We start from the raw sequence: 14,525 nt of genomic DNA on the forward strand, positions 1-14,525 counted from the left end.
GGCGGCAAGGCGCGACCCGCGCGCGCCCTGCCCTTGCGGCGGGAATTACGACTTCAGCATCGGCTTGCCCAGCATCCGCGACAGCACGGCTTCGGGCGAGTGGGTGTGGTCGGAGATCGCGCGCGGATCGAGGTAGTAGGTCTGCTCCATCATCGCGCGGCCGCGCATGGCCGCGTGCAGCACCTGATCGCTGAAGACGATCCAGGTGGAGCCCGGCGGGAAGTGGAATTCCTGCTGCGGCACCTTGGCCTGGTAGTCGAGATCGGCCTTGGCCATATCGTGCAGCTGCAGCATGCGGTGGTCGTATTCCGAACGCTCGCGCTTGGTGATGTGCAGCTGCTTCATCAGCCAGGCCTGCCCCGGCCACATGCCCTTGGTGCGGGGCACGAAGCGCGCGGCGAAGTCGGCGAACGGCTCGCCGACGCGCCACACGCGCGGGGCCTGCGGGTCGATGTTGTGGAACACGCGCAGCAGGCGCTTGCCGTGCAGCGGGTTGGACGGAAACGAGTCCACGTGCAGCCGCGTGTCGTCCTTGCGCCAGCTGACCGGACGCCCGGCGATCTCGCTGGGCCGCAGCGAGGTACCGGCGCGTTCCAGATGCGGCCCGTATTCGGGAAACAGCGACAGCACCAGACGCTCGCTGTACTCCGCGTAGCGGCGGATCAGCTCGTACAGGTCGGCCAGGTCCTTCGGGCTGCCCACCGCGCCGCGCACCGCGGTGTCGTTGGCGCGCAGATTGATGTTCTTGGACTTGCCGTCGGACCAGCGGCTGTCGAGAAAACGCTCCTCGCCCGGTTCGAAGCGGAAATGCAGATCGGGGAAATACAGCACGGCGCCCTGCTCGAGCTCGCGCCGCAATCCCGCGGCCGTTTCGGCGCGCAGCTGCGGCGCCCAGTCGGTATAGGGCTGCGGGCGGATCAGGTCGAGCCCGCCCGTGGCGGCGGACGCGGCGGACTGTGTTGCGCCGGTGGCAGGCACGGCGGGAGGGACGGCGGTTTGAACGGACATGGGATTCCTCGGCATGCTGGCGTGTGCCACGCCTGATGGCGCGATTCTACCGCCGTGCCGCCGCAGCCTTCGCGCGCCGGCGTTTTGCCCCGCATCCGACTCTTGAAGCGACGACGTCCGACACTACATTCGTGTCGGAGCGCGCCGGCCAGGTCCGGCACGCCGCGGGCCGGCCGCGCCGGTCCCAATGCACCAGTAGCAAGGAGTAGCTAGGAGCAGGAGGTAATGCCATGTACGCATCGTTGCTGAGTTCTCCGGGCAGCCTGTTTGCCGAGTTCGACCGGCTGCAGCGCGAGCTGCAACAGGTCTTCTCGACGCCGAGCAGCATCCGCGCGGTCGCGCGTGGCGCCTTTCCGGCGATCAATATCGGCATGACGCCGTCCAGCGTCGAGGTCTATGCCTTCGCGCCCGGTATCGACCCGTCCACGCTGGAGGTCAGCGTCGACCGCGGCCTGCTGACCATCGCGGGACAGCGCACCGCACAGACGGAGCGCACCGGACAGCCGACGGATCAGCAAGCCGGTCAGCAAGCCGGTCAGGGCCAGGCGGCCGCGAGCACGTCGACCCTTGGCGACGACACCAACGTCTATGTGCGCGAGCGCTTCAACGGGACCTTCCGGCGCGTGATTTCGCTGCCCGAGGATGTCGATACCGCGAGGATCGATGCCACCTATCGCGACGGGCTGCTGCGGATCTCGATCGCTCGCCAGGAATCGGCCCAACCGCGCCGGATCACCGTGAACTGACCCGATGTTTGCACCGAGCAGGAGGTTCATAATGAACGATCAAGCCGTCACCCGGACCGACCAGGACCGGAACGTCAATGCGAACGTCAGCGGGAAGAACGACAACGGCAACGCCGCCGCCAATGCGACGCTGTTGCCGCGCGTGGACGTGACCGAGGATCCGACCGGCATCACGCTGCTGGCGGACCTGCCCGGCGTGTCGCGCGACACGCTGCAGGTGCGGGCCGACCGCGACAGCCTGACCATCGAGGGCGAGATCCGGCAGGAAATGCCCGATGGGCTGGAGCCGGTCTATGCCGAGGTACAGATCGCGCGCTACAAGCGCGTGTTCACGCTGAGCCGCGAGCTGGACAGCAGCGCGATCTCTGCCGTGCTGAAGGACGGCGTGCTGAATCTGCGGATTCCGAAGCAGGCCGAAGCGCAGCCGCGGCGGATTGAGGTGAAGGTGGGGTAATCAGAGGTGGGGTGAGAGAAGGCGGCGGTGGCGGCGGTCCGCGCCGCTACCCTCTCCCCCGGCCCCTCTCCCGCAAGCGGGAGAGGGGAGGTCTTGCTCCCTCCGCCTCACGGGGAGAAGGCAGGTCTTGCTCCCTCGCCCCCTCAGGGGGAGAGGGCCGGGGAGAGGGGGTGGTCTTTCCCCCCTCTCCCCGCACCAGGCAAATTACAGCCCCGCCGCCGCGCGCAGTGCCGCGGCCTTGTCGGTCGCTTCCCACGAGAATTCCGGCTCCTCGCGGCCGAAGTGGCCGTAGGCGGCGGTCTTTTCGTAGATCGGACGCAGCAGGTCCAGCATCTGTACGATGCCCTTGGGCCGCAGGTCGAAGTGCTCCATCACCAGCTTGGCGATCGCCTCGTCGGAGATCTTGCCGGTACCTTCGGTATAGACCGTCACGTTGATCGGGCGCGCCACGCCGATCGCGTAGCTGACCTGCACCTGGCACTGGCGCGCCAGACCCGCCGCCACCACGTTCTTGGCCACGTAGCGTGCCGCGTAAGCGGCCGAGCGGTCGACCTTGGACGGGTCCTTGCCCGAGAACGCACCGCCGCCGTGCGGCGCCGCGCCGCCATAGGTGTCGACGATGATCTTGCGGCCGGTCAGGCCGCAGTCGCCCTGCGGGCCGCCGATGACGAAGCGGCCGGTCGGGTTCACCAGATACTTGGTGTCCTTCAGCATTTCGGGCGGCAGCACCGGCTTGATGATCTCCTCGATCACCGCCTCGCGGATTTGCGCCTGGGTGACGTCCGGCGCGTGCTGGGTCGACAGCACCACGGTGTCGACGCTGTGCGGGCGGCCGTCGACATAGCGGACGGTAACCTGCGACTTCGCGTCCGGACGCAGCCAGGGCAGGCGGCCGTCGCGGCGCAACTGCGACTGGCGCTCGACCAGGCGGTGCGAATAGTAGATCGGGAACGGCATCAGTTCCGGCGTCTCGTCGCAGGCATAGCCGAACATCAGGCCCTGGTCGCCGGCGCCCTGGTTCAGATAATCGTCCGAGGCACGGTCGACGCCCTGCGCGATATCGGGCGATTGCTTGTCGTAGGCCACCAGCACCGCGCAGCCCTTGTAATCGATGCCGTAGTCGGTGTTGTCGTAGCCGATGCGCTTGATCGTTTCGCGCGCGACCTGAATATAGTCGACGTTGGCCGTGGTAGTGATTTCACCGGCCAATACCACCAGCCCGGTATTGCACAGGGTTTCGGCGGCGACGCGCGCATATTTGTCCTGGGCGAGGATGGCGTCCAGAACGGCGTCGGAAATCTGGTCGGCGACCTTGTCGGGATGGCCTTCGGAGACGGATTCCGAAGTAAAGAGGAAGTCGTTTGCCACGAACTTTTTCTCCAGGTTAGCTATTGCGCGCCAACCATGCTCAGTCCGGGCGGCGACGCTTTAGCGGTATTTTTAGCGCGTCCGAATGGGACGGTATCGCCCCGCAAGTTGTCAGTTAACTCGGCGATGCGCGGTATTATACGCGCCTGCGCGGCGCGGCACACGCCCCGCCGCAACGGTGTGCCGAGGCCATCGGCGCTCGCCGAGGCGATCGGCAGCGGCCGCGAAACAATAACGGCCGAAGAATGAACCACGCCGGCCCCGGGCCGGCCCCTTGTTGGGACTCCATGACCTTCCTGTTCTGGCTGATTGCCCGCTTGCCGCTGGCATGGCTGCAAGCCATAGGCGGCGTGCTCGGCCTGCTGGCCGCGCGCCTGCCGGGCCGCTATGGCAGGCGACTCACCGAGAATTTCCGCCAGGCCTATCCGGACGCCACCGACGAGATGCTGGCCGAAGCGGCCCGCTCCACCGGCCGCATGGTGATGGAGATGCCGTATTTCTGGAGCCGCAAGACGCTGAAGGCCCGGCTTGCCGGGTTCTCCGAGCACACCTGGCCGGAACTCGACCGGCTGTTGGGCAAGGGCAACGGGCTGATCATGCTGGTCCCCCATCTGGGTTGCTTCGAGGTGCTGCCGCAGGCGTACGCGCTGCGCCACAAGGTGACCGCGCTGTACAAGCCGCCGCACCAGCCCTGGCTGCGCGACTGGATCGAGCGCATGCGCACCCGCCCCAATCTGGTGATGGCGGCCGCCACGCCGCGGGGCGTGCGCACGCTGGTCAAGGCGCTCAAGCGCGGCGAGTCGATCGGCATCCTGCCCGACCAGGTGCCCAAGGGCGGCGAAGGGGTATGGGCGCCGTTCTTCGGCAAGCCTGCGTACACCATGACGCTGGTGCAACGCCTGCAGCAACTGACGGGCGCGCCGATTGCGATGGTCTTCGCCGAGCGCACCGCGCAAGGGGCCACCTATATCGCCCATATGCGCGTGCTGGAAGACCGGCTGCCCGACGACCCCGTCGAGGCCGCCACCGTGCTCAACCGCACGGTCGAATCGCTGGTCGCCGAAGCGCCGACCCAATACCTGTGGGGCTACAACCGATACAAGCACCCGGCCGGTGCGGAGCTTCCGCCCCAGGCCGCGTAGCAGATCCCATGACGTTCCTGTTCTGGCTGATTTCCCGCTTGCCCCTGGCCTGGTTGCAGGCCATCGGCGGCGCGCTAGGCCTGCTGGCGGCGAAAGTGCCGGGCCGCTATGGGAAGCGCCTCACCGAAAACTTCCGCCACGCCTTTCCCGACGCCACCGACGAGATGGTCGACGAGGCCGCCCGTTCGATGGGACGCATGATTCTGGAGATGCCGTATTTCTGGACGCGCCAGACCATCAAGGCGAAGCTGTACGACTTCAACGAGGTGGTCTGGCCAGCGCTGGACCGGCTGCAGGACCAGGGACGGGGGGTGATCGTGCTGACGCCGCACCTGGGCTGTTTCGAGGTATTGCCGCAATCGTATGCGATGCGCCGGCCCGTCACGGTGCTGTTCAAGCCGCCGCACCAGGCCTGGCTTCGCAACTGGGTCGAGCGCATGCGCAACCGCCACAACATGACGACGGCACCGGCAAACCCGCGCGGCGTGCGCATGCTGGTCAAGGCGCTCAAGCGCAAGGAGGCCATCGGCATCCTGCCCGACCAGGTGCCGATCGGCGGCGAAGGCGCGTGGGCGCCGTTCTTCGGCCGTCCGGCATACACCATGACGCTGGTACAGCGACTGCAGCAATGGAGCGGCGCCCCGGTCGCCATCGTGGCCTCGATCCGGCTGCCGCGCGGCGGCGGCTATCGCGCGTATCTGCGCGTGATCGAGGAGCCGCTGCCGGAAGACCGGGCTGCCGCCGCGGCCGTGATCAATGGCGTGGTCGAGGAGCTGGTACGGCTGGCCCCCACCCAGTACCTGTGGGGCTACAACCGCTACAAGCACCCGGCGGGGGCGGAACTGCCGCCGTCGTGGCCGCCCGACGCGCTGCCGCCGACCACGCCATCCACGTCGCCTGCCACGCCGGCATCGCGCCCCGCCGCGGCCGACGCCGCGGCCACGGAACCGACTTCCCCGACTTCACACTCATGAGCCGTCTTTTCACCTGGCTGGGCATCGGTCTGCTGACCGTGCTCGGCAAGCTGCCCTATCCGCTGGTCGCCCGCTTTGGCGAGGGGCTGGGCAGCCTGCTGTATCTGTTCCCCAGCGGCCGCCGGCAGGTGGTCCAGGCCAATCTGCGCCTGGCGTTTCCGGACAAGTCCGACGCCGAGATCGCCGAGCTGTCGCGCCAGTCGTTCCGCTCGGTCTTTCGCAGCTTCGCCGAGCGCGGCATCTTCTGGACCGGCAGCGAGGCGCAGATGCGCCGCTGGGTACAGATCGACGACCGTGCCAATCTGGTCGCGCTCGACGGCGAGCCGCACATCCTGGTCACGCTGCACCTGTCCGGCGTCGAGGCCGGCGCGATCCGGCTGACGATCTATCTGCGCGACCACGTGGGCCGCTCGGGCGCGTCGCTGTACACCAGGCAGAAGAACGCGCTGTTCGACGGCTTCCTGAAGCAGGCCCGCGGCCGCTTCGGCGCGAACATGATCGCCCGCAACGACAGCGTGCGCGACATCATCCGTTGCCTGAAGAAGGGCGAGGCGCTGCAGCTGATCTCCGACATGGACTTCGGCGAGCGCGATTCCGAGTTCGTGCCCTTCTTCGGCGCACAGGCGCTGACGCTGACCTCGGTGTCGCGGCTGGCGCGGCTGACCGGCGCCAAGGTGGTGCCGATCTATACCGAGCAGCTGCCCGACTACCGCGGCTATGTGCTGCGCATCCTGCCCGCCTGGGACAACTACCCGGGCGAGAGCGTGACCGAGGACACGCGCCGGATGAACGCCTTCTTCGAGGACTGCATCCGCCCGCGCATCGCCGAGTACTACTGGGTGCACAAACGCTTCAAGCATCGCCCGCCGGGCGAACCCGAGATATATTGACGTTCGGCCGACATATCGGCGGCCGCAAACCCAGAAACACTGACACCGGCCGCCCGCGGCCGCCCGGTTTCCGGTCCTGACCGGTTCCCGGTTTTTCCCGACCCGCGCCATGAAAATCCAGTTCACCAAGATGCACGGCGCCGGCAACGACTTCGTCGTGCTGGACGGCATCCACCAGACCCTGAACCTGAGCGCCGAACAGTGGCGCGCGCTGGCGAGCCGGCATTTCGGCGTGGGTGCGGACCAGATCCTGATCGTCGAGAAGCCGACCCGGCCCGACGTCGACTTCCGCTACCGGATCTTCAACGCGGACGGCGGCGAGGTCGAGCACTGCGGCAACGGCGCGCGCTGCTTCGTCCGTTTCGTCACCGACCATGGCCTGACCGACAAGCGCTCGGTCCGCGTCGAGGTGATGAACGGCGTCATCACGCTGACGCTGCAGGACGACGGCCAGGTCACGGTCGACATGGGCGCGCCCGAGTTCGAGCCGGCGCGCATCCCGTTCCTGCCGGAAGGCCTGCCGACGCGGACCGAGGGCAGCGATACGCTGTACGGCATCGAAACCAACGGCCGCACGGTGTGGATCTCGGCCGTGTCGATGGGCAACCCGCACGCGGTGCAGGTGGTGGACGACACCGAACGCTTCCCGGTGCGCGAGGACGGCCCGGTGATCGAGCACCATGCGGCGTTCCCGAAGCGGGTCAATGCCGGCTTCATGCAGGTGGTCGACCGCAATACGATCCGGCTGCGCGTGTTCGAGCGCGGCTCCGGCGAGACGCTGGCCTGCGGCACCGGCGCCTGCGCGGCGGTGGTCGCCGGCATCCGGCGCGGCCTGCTCGATTCGCCGGTCAAGGTGCATACGCACGGCGGCGACCTGACCATCGCCTGGGACGGCGCCGGCACGCCGGTGCGGATGACGGGCCCCGCCACCACGGTATTCGAAGGCTCGATCGATCTGGACGCGCTGCAGCCGCGCGGCTGATCCCCGCGCTTGTCAGGAGAAGCGCCCATGCCAGCCACGCCGCTCGACCCCTACCGCATCGCCGATGGCAAGGGCTTTCGCCTGGATCGATTCGATGCGGGCGCCAAGCCCTTCTCCAGCGGGGACAAGACCAGCGACCGGGCCCGCCTGACCGAGCTGTCGACGCACCTGGACGAGCAGCAGGACATCTTCTACGCCGAGGGCTCGCGCAAGCTGCTGGTGATCCTGCAGGGCATGGACACCAGCGGCAAGGATGGCACCGTGCGCGGCGTGTTCCGCAGCTTCGATCCGCTGGGGCTGCGCGTGGTCGGCTTCAAGGCGCCGACCTCGGAGGAGAAGGCGCGCGACTACCTGTGGCGCGTCCATGCCCAGGTCCCGCGCGCGGGCGAAATCGCGGTGTTCAACCGCAGCCACTACGAGGACGTGCTGATCACGCGCGTGCATGGCTGGATCGACGCGGCCGAATGCGAACGCCGCTACCGGCAGATCCGCCACTTCGAAAGCCTGCTGGTCGAGACCGGCACCACGCTGGTCAAATGCTTCCTGCATATTTCGAAGGACGAGCAGAAGGCGCGCCTGGAGGCGCGGCTCGCCGATCCGCAGAAGCACTGGAAGTTCGATCCCAACGATCTGGCCGAGCGCCGGCACTGGGACGCCTATATGGACGCCTACCAGGACGCGATCGCCGCGACGGCGACACCGGACGCGCCCTGGCATGTGATTCCCGCCGATTCGAAGACGCACCGCAATCTGATGGTCGCGGAGATCCTGCGCGAGACCTTCGCCCGGCTCAGGCCGGCGTATCCGCCGTCCGCGCCGGGGCTGGACGAGCTGAAGGTCGAGTAATCAGACCCCGTAGCGCTGACGATACGCCGCCACCGCATCGCGCGACGCGGACAGCGCCGGATCCTTGGCGGCGTCCAGATAGGCCAGCAGGTCGGCCAGCGAGGCGATCGCAATCACCGGCACGCCGAATTCGCGCTGCACGTCCTGCACCGCGGAATGCTGGCCGATCTGCTCGGCGGTGCCGCTTCTCTCCATCCGGTCCAGCGCGATCAGCACCGCGGCCGGCTCGGCGCCGGCGGCGCGGATCATCTGCACCGACTCGCGCACCGAGGTGCCGGCCGAGATCACGTCGTCAACGATCACCACCTTGCCCTGCAGCTTCGCGCCGACCAGCGTGCCGCCCTCGCCGTGGTCCTTGGCTTCCTTGCGGTTGTAGGCGAAGCCGACATTGCGGCCCATGCCGGCGAGCGCCACCGCGGTGGCCGACGCCAGCGTGATGCCCTTGTAGGCCGGCCCGAACAGCATGTCGAATGCGACACCCGAGGCCAGCAGGGTTTTCGCATAGAATTGCGCCACCTGGCCCAGCGTGGCGCCCTCGTTGAACAGCCCCGCGTTGAAGAAATACGGCGATTTGCGTCCCGCCTTGGTGACGAACTCGCCGAAGGACAGCACGCCCGCGTCCAGCGCGAAGCGGATGAAGGTCTGGCTGAGGTCGTCCGCCGCCGGCGTGGGTTGCTGCGTCATCTTTTCTCTCTGTTCCAAAAATTTCCCGAGATGTTACGGATTATCAGTGCCAACCTCAACGGCATCCGCTCAGCCAGCAAGAAAGGCTTCTTCGACTGGATGGGCAAGCAGGACGCCGACATGGTCTGCGTGCAGGAGCTCAAGGCGCAGGCCGCCGACATGACCGAGGCCTTCCTGGCCCCGCACGGCTATCACGGCTACTTCCACTACGCCGAGAAGAAGGGCTACAGCGGCGTCGGGCTGTACACCCGCCACCAACCCGAGCGGGTGATCACCGGATTCGGCAACGCCGAGTTCGACAGCGAGGGCCGCTATGTCGAAGTGCAGTATCCGCACTTGGCCGTGATCTCGGTCTACGTGCCGTCGGGCTCCAGCTCGGAGGAACGGCAGATGGCCAAGTACCGCTTCATGGAGGCCTTCCTGCCCCATCTGCTGCAGCTCAAGGCCAGCGGACGCGAGATCGTGCTGTGCGGCGACGTCAACATCGCGCACAAGGAAATCGACATCAAGAACTGGAAGGGCAACCTGAAGAACTTCGGTTTCCTGCCCGAGGAGCGCGCCTGGATCGGCGAGCTGTTCGACGTGCACGGCTATGTCGACGTGTTCCGCAAGCTGGACCCGCGGCCCGAGCAATACACCTGGTGGAGCAACCGCGGCCAGGCCTACGCGAAGAACGTCGGCTGGCGCATCGACTATCACCTGGCCACGCCGAAGATCGCCGACACGGCCAGGGCGTGCTCGATCTACAAGGACGAGAAGTTCAGCGACCACGCGCCGCTGTCGATCGACTACGACTTCCCGCTGTAACGGGGACGTCCAGCCGCCGGGGCGCATTGCCGCTGCGGTGCCCGGGCATCCTCGCTACAATGCACCCTCACCCGTAATACCCAAGCGAGTCCACCATGGCATTCAAAGTGTTCGTCGACGGCCAGGAAGGCACCACCGGCCTTCGGCTGCTCGATTATCTGTCCGGCCGTTCCGATGTCGAACTGCTGCGCATCGCGGAAGACAAGCGCAAGGATCCGGCCGAGCGAGCACGCTTCCTGAACGCCGCCGACGTGGCCTTCCTGTGCCTGCCGGACGTGGCCTCGCGCGAGGCGGTGTCGCTGGTGACCAATCCGAATACCTGCGTGATCGACGCCAGCACGGCGTTCCGCACCGCCGACAACTGGGCCTACGGCCTGCCCGAACTGGTGCGCGGCCAGCGCGAGAAGATCCGCGCCAGCAAGCGCATCGCCGTGCCGGGCTGCCACGCCAGCGCCTTCGTGCTGGCCGTGCGTCCGCTGGTCGATGCCGGCGTGATGCAGCCCGACTACCCCGTCACCGCGTTCTCGCTGACCGGCTACAGCGGCGGCGGCAAGAAGATGATTGCGGACTTCGAGGCGGGCGGCAATCCGAAGCTCGACAGCCCGCGCGCCTATGCGCTGGGGCTCGAGCACAAGCATCTGCCCGAAATGCGCGTGCAGACCGGCCTGGCGCAGGCGCCGATCTTCAGCCCGATCGTCGGCAAGTTCTACAAGGGCCTGGCAGTCACGGTGCCGGTGTTCCCGGATCGCCTGGCGCGCAAGGTCACGCCGGAGCAGGTCGCCGAGATCTACCGCAAGCACTACGAGGGCGAGCAGTTCGTGCGCGTGATGCCCGCGGCCAGCGACGAGCACCTGGACAACGGCTTCTTCGACGTGCAGGCCAACAACGACACCAACCGCGTCGACCTGTTCGTGTTCGGCTCGGCCGACCGCATCGTGCTGATCGCGCGGCTGGACAACCTCGGCAAGGGTGCGGCCGGCGCCGCGGTCCAATGCATGAACGTGCATATCGGCGCGGACGAGGCGACCGGGCTGACCGCCTGACGCGTCCCGCTTCGCCATGCAGACGGCCCCTGTTCGGGGCCGTTTGCATTTGGGGCGCCGGCGAGCCTGCCGGCGGGATTGCTACCGCTTGAGCGGCTGCTGCTTGTCCTCGTCGCCGCGATCGACCGGCGCGTTGGCGAGGCCCCCCATATTGGTCCGGTACGCCGGCAGCCGCTCGACCGTGGTCCCGATCGCGCGCGCATACAGCGGCAGCACCTCGGGCAGATGCCGCTGCAGTTCGGCGATGCGCGACTGGCCCGACGGGTGCGTGGACAGGAAGTCCATGCTGGCACCGGCGGCCGACGATTGCGACACCTTGCCCATCTTCTGCCACAGCGTCACCGCGGCGCGCGGATCGTAGCCGGCGCGGGCCGCGATATCCATGCCGACCAGATCGGCTTCGGTCTCGTCCGAGCGGGAGAACTTCAGCGTCAGCAGATGCGCGCCGGTGCCCAGCGCCAGATTGCCCAGGTTGCCGAAGCCGAACAGCTGCGAAATCACGTTGGCGCCGAGGTTGGTGATCTCGGCCTTGGCGGCGCGCTCGCGGGCATGCTCCTGCAGCGCATGGGCGATCTCGTGGCCGATCACCATCGCCAGTTCGTCGTCGGTCGGCTTGATCTGGTCGAGGAAGCCGGTATAGACCGCGATCTTGCCGCCGGGCATGCAGAACGCATTGACCTGCTTGGCCTTGATCAGGTTGATTTCCCACTTCCAGTTGCGGGCGCGGTCGTTCCAGCGCCCGGTCTGCGGCAGGATGCGTTCGGTGATGGTGCGCAGGCGCGCCAGGCGCGGATCGCTGGACGGGGCCAGCGCGCCCTTGGCGCGCGCCTCCTGCTTGATCTGCTCGTATTCCTGCGAGGCCTGCTGCTCGATCGCATCGGCCGGCACCAGTTCGCGCACCATGCCGCCGCCGCGCTGCACGTTGATGCCATCCGACTGTGCCTGTATGGCCGGCGAGCCCAGCAGCGCAACGGCGCCGAGCACCGCCAGCGTCAGCCGGCGCAGCGGCGCGGCGACAGCAAGCGAACGCGATGAGGTAACGGCAACGGAGGGAGCGGACATGGCCAGACGCAAAGGGAGGGGCATCGTTTCAACGAGAATGCGACAGACATCACGAAGGCTGATGCAATAATACACGGCGCCCTATGGCGACTCCGGCACCTGTTCCGGCCCGGCCCCTGCTCCCGCCTTCATGACCTTCCAAGACTATCTCGATATCTTCCGCAACCGCCGCATCGGCGCCATGCTGACGCTCGGCTTCGCTTCCGGGCTGCCGCTGGCGCTGACCTCCGGCACGCTGCAGGCATGGATGACGGTCGAAGGGCTGGACATCAAGACCATCGGCTTCTTCTCGCTGGTCGGCCAGGCGTACATCTTCAAGTTCCTGTGGGCGCCGCTGATGGACCGCTACACGCCGCCGCTGCTGGACCGGCGGCGCGGCTGGCTGCTGCTGACGCAGATCGGCCTGGTGCTCGGCATCGCCGGCATGGCGTTCTGCCCGCCGCGCGAGGCGCTGTGGCTGCTGGCGGGGCTGGCCACGCTGGTGGCCTTCCTGTCGGCGTCGCAGGACATCGTGTTCGACGCCTACAGCACCGACGTGCTGCGGCCCGCCGAGCGCGGCGCCGGCGCCGCGGTCAAGGTGCTCGGCTACCGGCTGGCGATGCTGGTCTCGGGCGGCCTGGCGCTGTGGCTGGCGGACCGTGTGCTGGGCTGGCAGCAGATGTATCTGCTGATGGCGGCGCTGATGGCCGTCGGCCTGCTGACGCTGCCGTGGGCGCCGCGCGCCGAGTCGCCGCCGCGCGCGCCGCGTTCGCTGGAGGAGGCGGTGGTCGGCCCGCTGCGCGATTTCTTTGGCCGCACCGGCGCCTGGTGGCTGCTGGGGCTGATCGTGCTGTACAAGCTCGGCGACGCCTTCGCGGGCAGCCTGTCGACCACCTTCCTGATCCGCGGCGTGGGCTTCTCCGCCGGCGAGGTCGGGCTCGTCAACAAGACGCTCGGCCTGGCCGCGACCATCATCGGCGCGCTGTTCGGCGGCACGCTGATGGTCAAGCTCGGCCTGTACCGCTCGCTGATGCTGTTCGGCGTGCTGCAGGCGGTGTCGAACTTCGGCTACTGGCTGCTGGCCGTGACCCCGGCCCATCTGTGGTCGATGGGCGCGACCATCGCGGTGGAGAACCTGTGCGGCGGCATGGGCACCGCGGCCTTCGTCGCGCTGCTGATGGCGCTGTGCAATCGCTCGTTCTCGGCGACGCAGTACGCGCTGCTGTCGGCGCTGGCCTCGGTCGGGCGCGTCTATGTCGGGCCGTCCTCGGGGTATCTGGTCGAATCGTACGGCTGGGCGCCGTTCTATCTCGGCACGGTGCTGGTCGCGCTGCCGGGGCTGTTCCTGCTGCGCGCGATGCGCGGCACCGTCGAGCGGTATGAAAGCCAGACGCGCACGCCGGTTGTCGAGGCTGGGGTTGTTCCCCCTCTCCCGCGTGCGGGAGAGGGCCGGGGAGAGGGCAAGGGGGTTCGCGAGGGTTGATGCTTCGGTGGCACAGCGATCGCCCTGCCCTCTCCCCCACCCCTCTCCCGCAAGCGGGAGAGGGGAGCCGAATGCGAGCGGCCGTAGCAGAGGAGCCGAGTGCGAGCGGCCGCGGCAGAGGACCTCATCGAAGCGACATCGACCAATGCACGCGGACTGGCTCCCTCTCCCGCTTGCGGGAGAGGGCTGGGGAGAGGGCAGCCGGCGCGTCTACTGCTTGTAGTAGACGATCTGATGCGAGCTGGCCAACAGCTCGCCGTCCGGGCTCCACAGTTGCGCGCTCTGGTCGAAGAAGCCTTGCCGAAACACCTGGGCCCGTGCGCTGCCGAGCGCGTGGCGCTCGCCCAGCGCCGCCAGCGTGGCGGCATCCGCGTGGAAATAGGTGGTCAGCGAGACCGTGCCGGCCGGCACGAAGCCGGCGCGCTTCAGGAAGATGCGCGGATAGAAGCTGTCGCACCAGGCCGCGATCGACGCGTAGTCGGGCGTGCGCGCCGGGTGGTCGCGCAGCCAGAACTGCGTCAGGCTGTCGGGATGCTCGGTGCCCGGCTCGGCCGTCGCGGGCTTGGCCCCGCGCACCGGCCGCATCTCGTAGGACTTGAGCCAGCGCACCGGCGCGAAGCCGGTCGGCAGCGGCGCGATGGCATCGGCGGGCGGCACGTCCTCGGGAAAGACGGCCTCGCCGCAGCCCCAGGTGTCGCGCCGCACGGCGAACACCGCGCTGGCGGTGGTCGCCACCTCGCCGTTCTGTACCAGTTCCAGCGACCAGTGCTGGGTCGAGCGGTTGGTGCGCGAGGGGCGCGCCTCGATCGTGAACGGCCCTTCGGCGATCGGTCCGGCGAAATTGACCGTCAGCGCGATCGGGTCGCCGAGCCGCTGCGGATGCTGCAGCGCCGCCTGCAACAGCGTCGCCGCGGTGATGCCGCCGTACGGCCCGATCATGTTCCAGTACGACTCGGTCGTGCGGCCGTCGAAGCGGTGCTCGCCGGCGGGGGTCAACGCAATCGCGTCGTCGAAGGGATGCAGCTCGGATGTCGCGGACATGGGGCCTCGCCGAAAA

Annotated in this window: 15 protein-coding genes; 10 read left to right on the top strand and 5 right to left on the bottom strand. The window is 68.0% G+C overall.

Annotated elements, in window-relative coordinates:
• Positions 1-45: 45 nt before the first annotated feature.
• Positions 46-1,008, bottom strand: a complete 963-nt coding sequence (locus tag J5T34_RS01075) for a Kdo hydroxylase family protein (RefSeq protein ID WP_208577696.1) — start codon at positions 1,006-1,008, stop codon at positions 46-48.
• Between the two features lie 230 nt (positions 1,009-1,238).
• Between J5T34_RS01075 and J5T34_RS01080 the strand changes: the two genes are divergently transcribed.
• The gene (locus tag J5T34_RS01080) at positions 1,239-1,754 is read left to right on the top strand and encodes an Hsp20/alpha crystallin family protein (protein WP_208577705.1); all 516 of its coding nucleotides are present in this window, start codon (positions 1,239-1,241) and stop codon (positions 1,752-1,754) included.
• Between the two features lie 31 nt (positions 1,755-1,785).
• Complete coding sequence (locus J5T34_RS01085) at positions 1,786-2,208, top strand: Hsp20/alpha crystallin family protein (RefSeq protein WP_208577707.1); 423 nt, start codon at positions 1,786-1,788, stop codon at positions 2,206-2,208.
• Between the two features lie 204 nt (positions 2,209-2,412).
• Here J5T34_RS01085 and metK read toward each other — a convergent pair whose 3' ends face one another.
• The gene (gene metK / locus J5T34_RS01090; RefSeq protein WP_208577716.1) at positions 2,413-3,576 is read right to left on the bottom strand and encodes a methionine adenosyltransferase; all 1,164 of its coding nucleotides are present in this window, start codon (positions 3,574-3,576) and stop codon (positions 2,413-2,415) included.
• Positions 3,577-3,863: 287 nt separating this feature from the next.
• On the opposite strand from metK, the gene J5T34_RS01095 reads away from it, so the two are divergent.
• From J5T34_RS01095 to J5T34_RS01115, 5 genes are all read left to right on the top strand, one after another.
• Positions 3,864-4,718, top strand: coding sequence for a lysophospholipid acyltransferase family protein (locus J5T34_RS01095; protein ID WP_208577718.1), 855 nt, complete (start codon positions 3,864-3,866; stop codon positions 4,716-4,718).
• A gap of 8 nt (positions 4,719-4,726) precedes the next feature.
• Positions 4,727-5,692, top strand: a complete 966-nt coding sequence (locus tag J5T34_RS01100; RefSeq protein ID WP_208577720.1) for a lysophospholipid acyltransferase family protein — start codon at positions 4,727-4,729, stop codon at positions 5,690-5,692.
• Positions 5,689-6,582, top strand: coding sequence for a lipid A biosynthesis lauroyl acyltransferase (locus tag J5T34_RS01105; RefSeq protein ID WP_208577723.1), 894 nt, complete (start codon positions 5,689-5,691; stop codon positions 6,580-6,582). Before J5T34_RS01100 ends, J5T34_RS01105 begins: the two co-directional genes overlap by 4 nt.
• 109 nt (positions 6,583-6,691) lie before the next feature.
• On the top strand, positions 6,692-7,564 hold the full coding sequence (gene dapF / locus J5T34_RS01110; RefSeq protein ID WP_208577725.1) for a diaminopimelate epimerase: 873 nt from the start codon (positions 6,692-6,694) through the stop codon (positions 7,562-7,564).
• Between the two features lie 27 nt (positions 7,565-7,591).
• On the top strand, positions 7,592-8,410 hold the full coding sequence (locus J5T34_RS01115) for a polyphosphate kinase 2 family protein (protein ID WP_208577727.1): 819 nt from the start codon (positions 7,592-7,594) through the stop codon (positions 8,408-8,410).
• Here the strand turns inward: J5T34_RS01115 and pyrE are convergent, their stop codons facing one another.
• Positions 8,411-9,094 (bottom strand): orotate phosphoribosyltransferase, encoded by a 684-nt coding sequence (gene pyrE, locus J5T34_RS01120; RefSeq protein WP_208577729.1) that lies wholly within the window; start codon positions 9,092-9,094, stop codon positions 8,411-8,413.
• A 30-nt stretch (positions 9,095-9,124) separates the two neighbouring features.
• Here pyrE and J5T34_RS01125 point away from each other — a divergent pair, with 30 nt between their 5' ends.
• Together J5T34_RS01125 and argC are read left to right on the top strand one after the other, a co-directional pair.
• On the top strand, positions 9,125-9,901 hold the full coding sequence (locus J5T34_RS01125) for an exodeoxyribonuclease III (protein ID WP_208577731.1): 777 nt from the start codon (positions 9,125-9,127) through the stop codon (positions 9,899-9,901).
• Positions 9,902-9,996: 95 nt separating this feature from the next.
• Positions 9,997-10,944, top strand: a complete 948-nt coding sequence (argC, locus tag J5T34_RS01130) for an N-acetyl-gamma-glutamyl-phosphate reductase (protein WP_208577733.1) — start codon at positions 9,997-9,999, stop codon at positions 10,942-10,944.
• An 81-nt stretch (positions 10,945-11,025) separates the two neighbouring features.
• On the opposite strand, the gene J5T34_RS01135 is transcribed toward argC, so the two are convergent.
• A complete protein-coding gene (locus J5T34_RS01135; protein WP_244258621.1) occupies positions 11,026-12,006 on the bottom strand; it encodes a M48 family metallopeptidase in 981 nt (326 codons plus the stop codon).
• 130 nt (positions 12,007-12,136) lie between these two features.
• On the opposite strand from J5T34_RS01135, the gene J5T34_RS01140 reads away from it, so the two are divergent.
• A complete protein-coding gene (locus J5T34_RS01140) occupies positions 12,137-13,468 on the top strand; it encodes a muropeptide transporter (protein WP_244258622.1) in 1,332 nt (443 codons plus the stop codon).
• A 210-nt stretch (positions 13,469-13,678) separates the two neighbouring features.
• Here J5T34_RS01140 and J5T34_RS01145 read toward each other — a convergent pair whose 3' ends face one another.
• Positions 13,679-14,509 (bottom strand): acyl-CoA thioesterase, encoded by an 831-nt coding sequence (locus J5T34_RS01145; protein ID WP_208577736.1) that lies wholly within the window; start codon positions 14,507-14,509, stop codon positions 13,679-13,681.
• Positions 14,510-14,525 lie beyond the last annotated feature (16 nt).

The organism is Cupriavidus gilardii (assembly GCF_017598945.1).
Classification (GTDB): domain Bacteria; phylum Pseudomonadota; class Gammaproteobacteria; order Burkholderiales; family Burkholderiaceae; genus Cupriavidus; species Cupriavidus gilardii_E.